This is a genomic window from Clostridium tepidiprofundi DSM 19306 (assembly GCF_001594005.1).
Lineage (GTDB): Bacteria > Bacillota > Clostridia > Clostridiales > Clostridiaceae > Clostridium_AC > Clostridium_AC tepidiprofundi.
Genome location: NZ_LTBA01000060.1, coordinates 1 through 8,759 on the forward strand (window position 1 = coordinate 1; position 8,759 = coordinate 8,759).

Genomic DNA, 8,759 nt, shown 5'->3' on the forward strand with positions numbered 1-8,759 from the left:
GCTTTAATTCCTTCTTTAAAATTATTAATTTTAGCCATAATAAAATTCCTCCGTCAATACTTAATGATGCAATATTGATTATAAAGGAATTTTATTTAAAATCTTATTTTCTGAATATTTATTATTTAATTTTCCATTTTATTCAATCTTAAGTTTATGACATTGACCCCAGGGGTGCTTTTTTTTTTACTAGGTTATCGTGATATTTTACACCGCCAAGGTGATATATACTGCATTTTGTGCTATAATACAATGTAACAAATAAATAATATATGAGTTAATTTTATAATGAACTATAAATCTTTAAAGATGATGCTAGAAAATCGCACTAATCACACTAAAATGTTATTTTACATTTAATGGATTGGTATTTGTTCATTTATAGTATAAATCTTATTTTTACAGTCAATATTCTATTGTATTTGTTGTTTATTATGGAGGATGTGTATGAGTGTCAGAAACAATATTATAGACATAAATTTTGAAGATATATATGAAAGTAGAAAAGATGATTTCGAAACCTTAACAGATCATAAAATTAATAGGAAAGTTTTATTGATGCATATTGGTGGCATTGTAATTGAATGTTTTGTAAAATACTTAATAATGTATAAATACGATATAACTAAACGTAAACTAGATAAAAATAATTACTGGTACGATGAAGATAGATTCAATAAATTAATCAATATTGAAAGTACTTCTGGTAAACAAGTTGATAAAAAAGATTATTCCAAATATGCATTAATCTTGTACAGAAATTCCCATGAAGGACATGATTTTTGTTATCTAATTAAAGAACATTTGAAATTTGATAGAAACAATATTCAAGATGCTTTAGATACTGTATACAACCCCTTAGGGAAAGATAAAGAATGCTTCATAGACTTGCGTTATTATGATGAATATTCTGACGAAATCACTGAATATATTTACAATAATTGGAATATAAGCTATAATAAAGTTATCAAATGGTTATATAAACAAAGTGATACTATTACAAAAGAATACTACAAAAATGGAGGTGAATAAGTTGCACAAAATAAATATTGGAAAAGATTTCGAAAACGCGCTCAAAGAAAAATATATAAGAAACAACTCGAAAGAATGGGTAGAAGTTTATATTAGCAATATGAATTTAATTGATATTACAATTGTGAGTAATAATATAGAAAACAGAAAAGAATTCAATAACTTTATAAATGAGTACATAAAAAATATAAATAAAAAATATGAAAGTAACTACAAAAAGGGGTTAATTAGAAAATTCACTGTAGAAAAAGCTGAAGAATATGAAATTACAAAATCAAATAAAAAAATTGAAAAGCCAAATACACTTTTAGAAGCCATCGAATATGTAAATAATCCTTATAAAATCGAAGAAAGTAATGCCTTTCATTCAGATGTAATTTCATTTTATTCTTATAAAGGTGGTGTTGGCAGAACACTTGCAATTGTTCACACGGCATATTTGCTCGCTCAAAAGGGTAAAAATGTTCTTTTGATTGACTTAGATATAGAAGCACCAAGCTTACATAACATATTCAAGAAAGAAGTAAGTAGTTTAAAGTTTGGATTAATAGATTACCTTTACAATAAAATATTTTATCTTGATGAAGATAATAAAATAAAATTTAATGATATATATGCAAAAGTAGATTCAGGAGAAAATCAAAGTTTTAACGGAAATTTATATGTCATACCAGCTGGTAAAATATCAAACGATTATATATTTAAACTTTCAAAAATTCAACCTGAATCTGTGTCAAAAAGAAATTACCTTAATGACTTAATAGCAAACATTGAAAATAAAAATAATCTTAACTTAGATATGGTTTTAATTGATTCAAGAACTGGTTTAAATCAATGGGGAGCTATATCACTATTAGATGTTTCAGACAAGGTAATATTTTTTACCTATCCAAACAATGAAAATATTGAAGGAACAAAGACATTAATAGAACTTGTAACTCAAATTAAAGAAGACAATTTAACGGTTGTTTTTTCCAGAGGAGATACTAATGGTAAGGAAAAAGCAAATGAATTATTTGAAAGTTTAAAATTAGAGCAAGAATATTTAGAAATTAGTTATGATTCCGATATAGCCATAGCAAACATATTCCCTATTGATAAAATGCTTGAAAGATGTGAGCCCATAGCAACTTTACTTTTAGAACAAGAAAAGATAAATATAAATAAAAAATATTTAGAATATAAAGGACATAAAAAATTACTCGATGCCCTTGACAAACATTTTAGATTAAATAACTCAATAATGGACATTACCCCTCAAGAAAAACAAATAGAAGAAGAAAATATTTATTTGGTATTGCTAAAAAATAAAGAATTATTAGATTACACTAGTAATAAACTTCGTGAACGTAATAAATTTATATACTTATATGAAAAAGAAACTGATTTATTAGGTATTCCTGAACAAATAAATATTATGTGTGATAATTCTGACATCATTAGAAACTTTGTTGATAAAAGGGCTTGGATAATCATATGGTTGAGTTACATTTTATATACAATTAATACTCAAACCGAGTTTGAAGGAATAACGCCTCTTAAAGGAAAAGAATTTAATAACTATATAGAATATCTCTATAATATTAAAAATAATAATGAATGTAATGATAAATTTTTTGATGCAATAAATAAAATTTTTCAAAACGCTCTTTCTGGTGATAAATTACTAATTAAAAACCTATTTATGAATACATATTCTTATAAAGAGGTTAAAGAATATGTAGGATATAAAGAGTCATATAAGCAAAAAATTTTTATGATTATAAAAGGATTCGAGTGGATAAAGTATGATAATATAAGTACTTGCTTAGAAGCATTAAAAAAAATAAAAATATTCTTTAGTGAAAATAATATTTTAATAGACATAAAGATATTTATGGTAGAAGACAATTATGATAAAAATAAAAATTTTTATGATGACTTCAAGTCAAATACTTTATATTTGGAATGGAAGAAAAAGGATATAGGTAACATCATTAAAGGTATATTAAACAAAAATAAAACAATTTTTAGTGATTACATGTATTTGTTAAGTAATTATAAAGAAATAGATCAATTTATGTCTCTATTAGAAGATTTTGATAGCTTAAAAAAACTTCATAAAATTCATAGCTACAAAGAATTTTATACAAATAAACAAAATAAATTTGACAAAGAATTTGAGGACATAGAAATAAAATATGATATGGATGCCTTATTAGAATTGTTTTGGGGTAAAAGAATTAAAAGTGGTAAATTTTCAAAAGAAACCTCTCAATGGTTTTTCGAAAAATTAAAAGAAAAAGATAGTGTCAACCCCTTAGCCGTATATAACTTAATTAAAGACGCTATAAAAATCGAACTTTTTGAACATAAAAACAAAGAAAATAATTGTACAGATAGGTTAATTTCATTTGAAACTTTAAAAAAATTATTCGAATAACTACTACACCCCAGTAATGGTAAATTTTACACCCCTGGGGTGTTTTTAATTTTTGAGTAGTTTTATTCTACTCAATTCTTTCATATGGATAAATATTTTTATAGTTCCTATGTAAATAAGAACCTACTGATGAAGCATTAAGTAATGCATTAAACTCAAACTCTGGAACCCCTTTATATATATATAGCGAATTATTTAAAAATCTTACGTATACTACTTGATTTTCTCTATCATATCCTATCTTATCTACATTTGATGAACTTACACTAATCATTTCCACATTATTCATTCTCTTTCCCTCCATTTAACTTTTGATTTCGCCAACATAACAATAATTTTCTGTATTTATCCAGATCTGTATTTCTTTTATTCATCCACTTTTCTGAAGCAATTGGATCTGAACTTTTTCCAGAATTATTTAATTTATAAAACTGAATTCTAGATGGAATTTTAACCCCCTCTCCACATATAATCGCTTCACCTGTTCTCAAACTAGGTAATAAATCTATCATAGTCTGAAGCTCATCTTGCATAGCACTTCTTATATGTGATCTATCTTTAGAATTATTCATTCTCAAAGCTATTATAGTTCCACATTGACTCAAAACTGTTTCATCCAGCTCTGATGGTCTCTGCGTAACCAATCCTAGTCCAATTCCATACTTTCTTCCTTCTTTTGCTATTGATTGTACTGTACGAGATGAGATTGATTTTTCTCCTGCTTTCAAATAATTATGAGCTTCTTCCAAAACCACTAATAATGGTTGTTCTCTTCCTCCTACTACCAACTCTTGTCCCCAAAATAATGCATCATATACTATTTTTAATAGTGTACCAGATATTGATACCATTAAGTCACTTGGTATACCCGAAAGATCTAAAATAGTTATTGGTTTTTCCCCACCAACCCATTCCAGCAACAATTTATCAATGTCATTCTTTATATTACCTTTTAAATCCGGGGTATAATCTCCAGGTTCAAACAGAAATGCATATCTTGCATCTTTCAATTTCATTCTAATACCATCGAGAAATGAAAGTATTCCTTTTGCAAATCCATTCATAAAAGGAGCTCCTCCTCCAGGTGCTGCCGGTGGGTACTGATTGGAAATAAGTTTTTCAGCATCACCTTGTACTATTTTTTCATTTATCGTTTCTGGATGTCTACTTTTAGAAAATGTTTGTCTCTCAAAATCATCAAGGTCATACCATAACTTCTTTATACTAAACGGAATAGGTGTATCTGCTGTTATAAGTTCTTCTTCAATTTCTATATTATTAATTTTTGCAGATTTTTTTTAGCTTTAACTATTTCACTTCTAAAATACTCAATATTTTGATCACTAATTGAACCTGGGAAAATACTCATCAATTCATTAAAAGGTAATGCCCAAAAAGGTATGTATAATTCTTTCTCTTCATTACTACTATCAGCTCTTATTTTATACACATTACTTTTTCCATTCAAAACACTATTATATTCTCCATGAGGATCTATTACTAATACACGTGCACTATTGAAATTCTTTGTTGCTATTGCATTTAAAATTACTCCAACAGCATTAGATTTCCCACTTCCAGTTGACCCAAGTATGGCACAATGTCTTGATATCATTCTATCTATATCAATTTTTGCATTTAAACTCTGAGATATACTAATATTACCTACATTAATAGAATTATTATTATCCATTACACCATATACTATATCTAAGTCTTTTATTGTTACTATATGAACCTTATCACCTATAGTTGGTGATTGGGATACCCCTCTTTCAAAGTTATCTCCTATCTGTTCTCCTACCAAAACCATATTAAGCCATTGTCTATTTTCAGAATCTATAAAATTCTGATTGTAATCTGTTATAAATTTATCGGGAACTGCTGCAGCCCCAATTTGTGTTACAATTCCATAAATATTCTCATATCCCAATGGAATTTTTAAAAATGAACCAATCTGTCCAACCCTATAAACAATGCCATCAATTATTGGCATATTAGATCTTACAGTATTAGATAGCTGTACAGTAATTACATTTCCACTAATACTTACAACTTCACCAATTTCAGTTTCTCTACTCCTCATATTTTACTCCTTTTGATTTAAGGTACTTTTTATAATCATAGGTTTTAGAAATTCTACAAATTTAGCAAAATCAGATATTATAAGTTCTCCTTCCCCAGTCCAAATTTCCTCACCTTTCTTTTGTATATTCTTCTCTTGCTCTGAATTGGGTCCATCTTCATCAAAATATAAATTAATGTTTATTGTCTCCTTAACATCAGGCTCCTTTTTTAATTTCCACTTTCCAAATTGACAACCAATAACAGCACTTCTGCGCCCATATATAGATAATTTGCTATTTTCTTTTGCAAGTTTTACTAAAGGTGAGCTTTCTATTAATGAATACTTTTTATTATCGCCATCACAATAAGTATCAAACAATAATCCAAAAACATGTGCAGTTGTATTGGATTTTAATGCAGTTATTATCCTTTCGTTAATATGTTCATCACCAAAAGAATATCCACACGTAATAAGAACTGAATCCGGCTGTTTCAAATAATTAGACAACCTATCCATCAATGCTATATATGGTTGCTTTTTAGAATCAACATACTTAAGACTTGATGGATATATTAAAATATCTTCATTATCTGAATCTTTTCTCCAAACAGTATTATTTTTTATATGCCACCCTAATGATCCATGTATCTTCCATAACTTTGTTTCATTTGGTGTAAAATTTAAATCTTCTACTGATTCTGAATTAAAGAATGGTCTAAAACTTCCAGAAAAACCATCATAATAAGGCACTTTCTTTTCTTCCAATCCCAACTCAAATAAATAATCATAGTTTGTGGTAAAAATTTCTATTGGATATTTTCTGTCTGCTCTAGCAATCCATTCTGCAAAATCAATATGTATTACCTCTTCTTTTTTACCTTTATCTAATATTTCCTTATGAATACTAACTAAATTTCTTATTTCATCTTTAATTTCTGAAAGCATGGCATTAATATCTTCATAAGTTAATCCATTTAACTCGCCATTACCAATAACACTTTTTTTAACTTCTAAATTAGTTAACAATGTTTCTATAGTATATCTTCCATTTCCTATCTCATCTTTTATTTCGTTAATTGCCTTTTTATATTTCTCTACTTCACTTAATTCTTCTTCTATAATTTCTGTCATTCTTCCAATTGCAGGAACAGTCAATGATTGAGTATTTTTTTTAGCTAACGAAGTGCCTGCTCCAAATAGAAAAGCAATCCTCTTTTTATCTGACACTAATATCTGTTGTAATCCCTTTATATATTCAACTGGATCATGTGTTATTTGAGACAACTTATTCACCTCTTTTGGTTGTATCGAGCATAACTTTCTAAAAATATTCCACCCAATTTTCTTTAATAATCATAATATTCTACATTGCACAAAAACACATATAATAAACATATATCTTTAATTTGCAATTATTTCGTATAACACTTATACCATCTCCCTATATCTTGAAATTATATACTACTTATATCATTTATTTCTACAAAATTATAACATTTCCTGCTTGATTTTGCTTTATTTTTAAAATATTTTCCTTTAAAATATGACATAATTCGCCTTAAATCAATATTTTAACATCAAAAATTTCCAACCACCATTTCTGGTAATTGGAAAATTTTGCACCCCTGGGGTGTTTTTTGGGTGTTTTTTACAACAACAGAAGGTATCAAAATAGGATACTCGGTTCCAATAGAATGTTGAAATTAAGTATCCATCTGTGCATGAATTTTGATTAAATTACCTGTAAATTGTCTGTCTACTTTACATATATATGTTCATTCTGATGGTTGAAAAATTATTTATAGAATACTATATACATATCCTAGCAAACTTAACCTTGTAATTCTTCCCAAGGGTCTGACCCCTAGCGAGGGAGCTTGCGAACGAGCTTGCTTCTATATCTGCTATCTGCTCATCTTCACTCAACACTGAATTTATAAACGATATCAAAATATCTTTATTTTCCTCACTGCCGAACAATTTTTTGAATACGAAATCTACTTTTGGATTTAATCTACACATGAAATATCATCACCTTCCTTTACATATACTTAATAAGTGTGAATAACTACACTAGTTTTATTTGATTTTTCTTCTGAACAATACAATTACTTATTTATATGAACAATACAATTACTTATTTATAGCTAACTTTTTGCGTAATTCCTCCACCTTTTCTATCGATAATTTTGAAATTTTAGCTACAACATCATTATTCACTCCTAATTTTATTGCTTCTATAGCTGCTTCAATTCTTCCTTCTTCTTTTCCTTCTTCTCTTCCTTCTACTTTTCCTTCTTCTCTTCCTTCTTCTCTTCCCTTCTCCTCAGCAGCATTAATCTCTGCATTTCTTACCATCATTGCTTTCAAATCATTTTCATATATTTCTCTTTCTTCCTTATTTAAGCTCATTATATCTAGCTTCTCAGCTGCTTTTTTTATTTCCTCACTCTGTGCTAATTCTTTAGGAACAGTATCCTTATCAAATTCATACGCTTTTGTTAAAAATGCTGCCCACCTATCTAGCGTTGTCTTTATTTCACTAAAATCTTTCTTGAATTTTGGAAGTTCTATAAAATGCAGCTCAAACAGATTGCTAAATGCCTTTTTGCTCTTTACATTGTATATTTTGTAGACATTATGATATTCTTCTTCATTCAGATATTCAAAGTCCAATATATTTATGCCTATAGTCTTCTTCAGCAAATTATATTCATATCCGCTTTCTATCTGATCTGAATATACCTTCGCCCAGTAATACAAAGCTCTCTTGTCATAAAAGCTCTGCTCTGCAATCTGCATTTCTATATCATACCATACTCCTTTTTCATCTACTGCCTTTATATCAAGTATGCTCATTTTACCCTTCCTGTAATTTGCTAAGTTATAAGGGTTTTTCAACTCTATATCTACTATCTGCTCATCTTCACTCAACACTGAATTTATAAATGATATCAAAATATCTTTATTTTCCTCGCTGCCGAACAATTTTTTGAATACGAAATCTACTTTTGGATTTAATCTACACATGAAATATCATCACCTTCCTTTACATATACTTAATAAGTGTGAATAACTACACTAGTTTTATTTGATTTTTCTTCTGACTAGTGAACTACCCTCCACTTACTTCGTTGAAGTGGGGGCTTCTTGGTCAATACTCCCAATGGAGCAAGTTTACCCAAGCTAACAAGGTCGTCCCAACCTCTGATTATTACCAAAATTATATAGCTAATT

Annotated in this window: 7 protein-coding genes and 1 pseudogene; 2 read left to right on the forward strand and 6 right to left on the reverse strand. The window is 28.1% G+C overall.

The genetic code is table 11. From position 1 onward, the window contains the following. Positions 1-447 precede the first annotated feature (447 nt). The gene (locus tag CLTEP_RS12535; RefSeq protein ID WP_066827224.1) at positions 448-1,032 is read left to right on the forward strand and encodes a hypothetical protein; all 585 of its coding nucleotides are present in this window, start codon (positions 448-450) and stop codon (positions 1,030-1,032) included. 1 nt (position 1,033) lies between these two features. Continuing rightward, the gene (locus CLTEP_RS12540) at positions 1,034-3,454 is read left to right on the forward strand and encodes a tyrosine-protein kinase family protein (RefSeq protein WP_066827226.1); all 2,421 of its coding nucleotides are present in this window, start codon (positions 1,034-1,036) and stop codon (positions 3,452-3,454) included. A 67-nt stretch (positions 3,455-3,521) separates the two neighbouring features. Here CLTEP_RS12540 and CLTEP_RS12545 read toward each other — a convergent pair whose 3' ends face one another. From CLTEP_RS12545 to CLTEP_RS12565, 6 genes and pseudogenes are all read right to left on the reverse strand, one after another. Then, on the reverse strand, positions 3,522-3,743 hold the full coding sequence (locus CLTEP_RS12545) for a KTSC domain-containing protein (protein WP_066827228.1): 222 nt from the start codon (positions 3,741-3,743) through the stop codon (positions 3,522-3,524). Beyond that, positions 3,736-4,518 carry an ATP-binding protein gene (locus tag CLTEP_RS15490; protein ID WP_341372123.1) on the reverse strand — a complete coding sequence of 261 codons (783 nt, stop codon included), beginning with the start codon at positions 4,516-4,518 and terminating at the stop codon, positions 3,736-3,738. Before CLTEP_RS15490 ends, CLTEP_RS12545 begins: the two co-directional genes overlap by 8 nt. A 206-nt stretch (positions 4,519-4,724) precedes the next feature. Further along, positions 4,725-5,540, reverse strand: a complete 816-nt coding sequence (locus CLTEP_RS15495; protein WP_278319557.1) for an ATP-binding protein — start codon at positions 5,538-5,540, stop codon at positions 4,725-4,727. Positions 5,541-5,543: 3 nt separating this feature from the next. Then, on the reverse strand, positions 5,544-6,815 hold the full coding sequence (locus CLTEP_RS12555; RefSeq protein ID WP_066827230.1) for an SIR2 family protein: 1,272 nt from the start codon (positions 6,813-6,815) through the stop codon (positions 5,544-5,546). 600 nt (positions 6,816-7,415) lie between these two features. Beyond that, positions 7,416-7,544 (reverse strand): annotated as a pseudogene (locus tag CLTEP_RS14700) (PD-(D/E)XK nuclease family transposase); the annotation flags it as partial. A gap of 111 nt (positions 7,545-7,655) precedes the next feature. Then, complete coding sequence (locus tag CLTEP_RS12565) at positions 7,656-8,552, reverse strand: Rpn family recombination-promoting nuclease/putative transposase (protein ID WP_066827234.1); 897 nt, start codon at positions 8,550-8,552, stop codon at positions 7,656-7,658. Between the last annotated feature and the right edge of the window lie 207 nt (positions 8,553-8,759).

Coding starts and splice junctions, on each gene's coding strand:
- CLTEP_RS15490 (WP_341372123.1), bottom strand. CDS start 4,518: ATGAATGGATTTGCAAAAGGAATACTTTCATTTCTCGATGGTATTAGA.
- CLTEP_RS12545 (WP_066827228.1), bottom strand. CDS start 3,743: ATGAATAATGTGGAAATGATTAGTGTAAGTTCATCAAATGTAGATAAG.
- CLTEP_RS12565 (WP_066827234.1), bottom strand. CDS start 8,552: ATGTGTAGATTAAATCCAAAAGTAGATTTCGTATTCAAAAAATTGTTC.
- CLTEP_RS15495 (WP_278319557.1), bottom strand. CDS start 5,540: ATGAGGAGTAGAGAAACTGAAATTGGTGAAGTTGTAAGTATTAGTGGA.
- CLTEP_RS12535 (WP_066827224.1), top strand. CDS start 448: ATGAGTGTCAGAAACAATATTATAGACATAAATTTTGAAGATATATAT.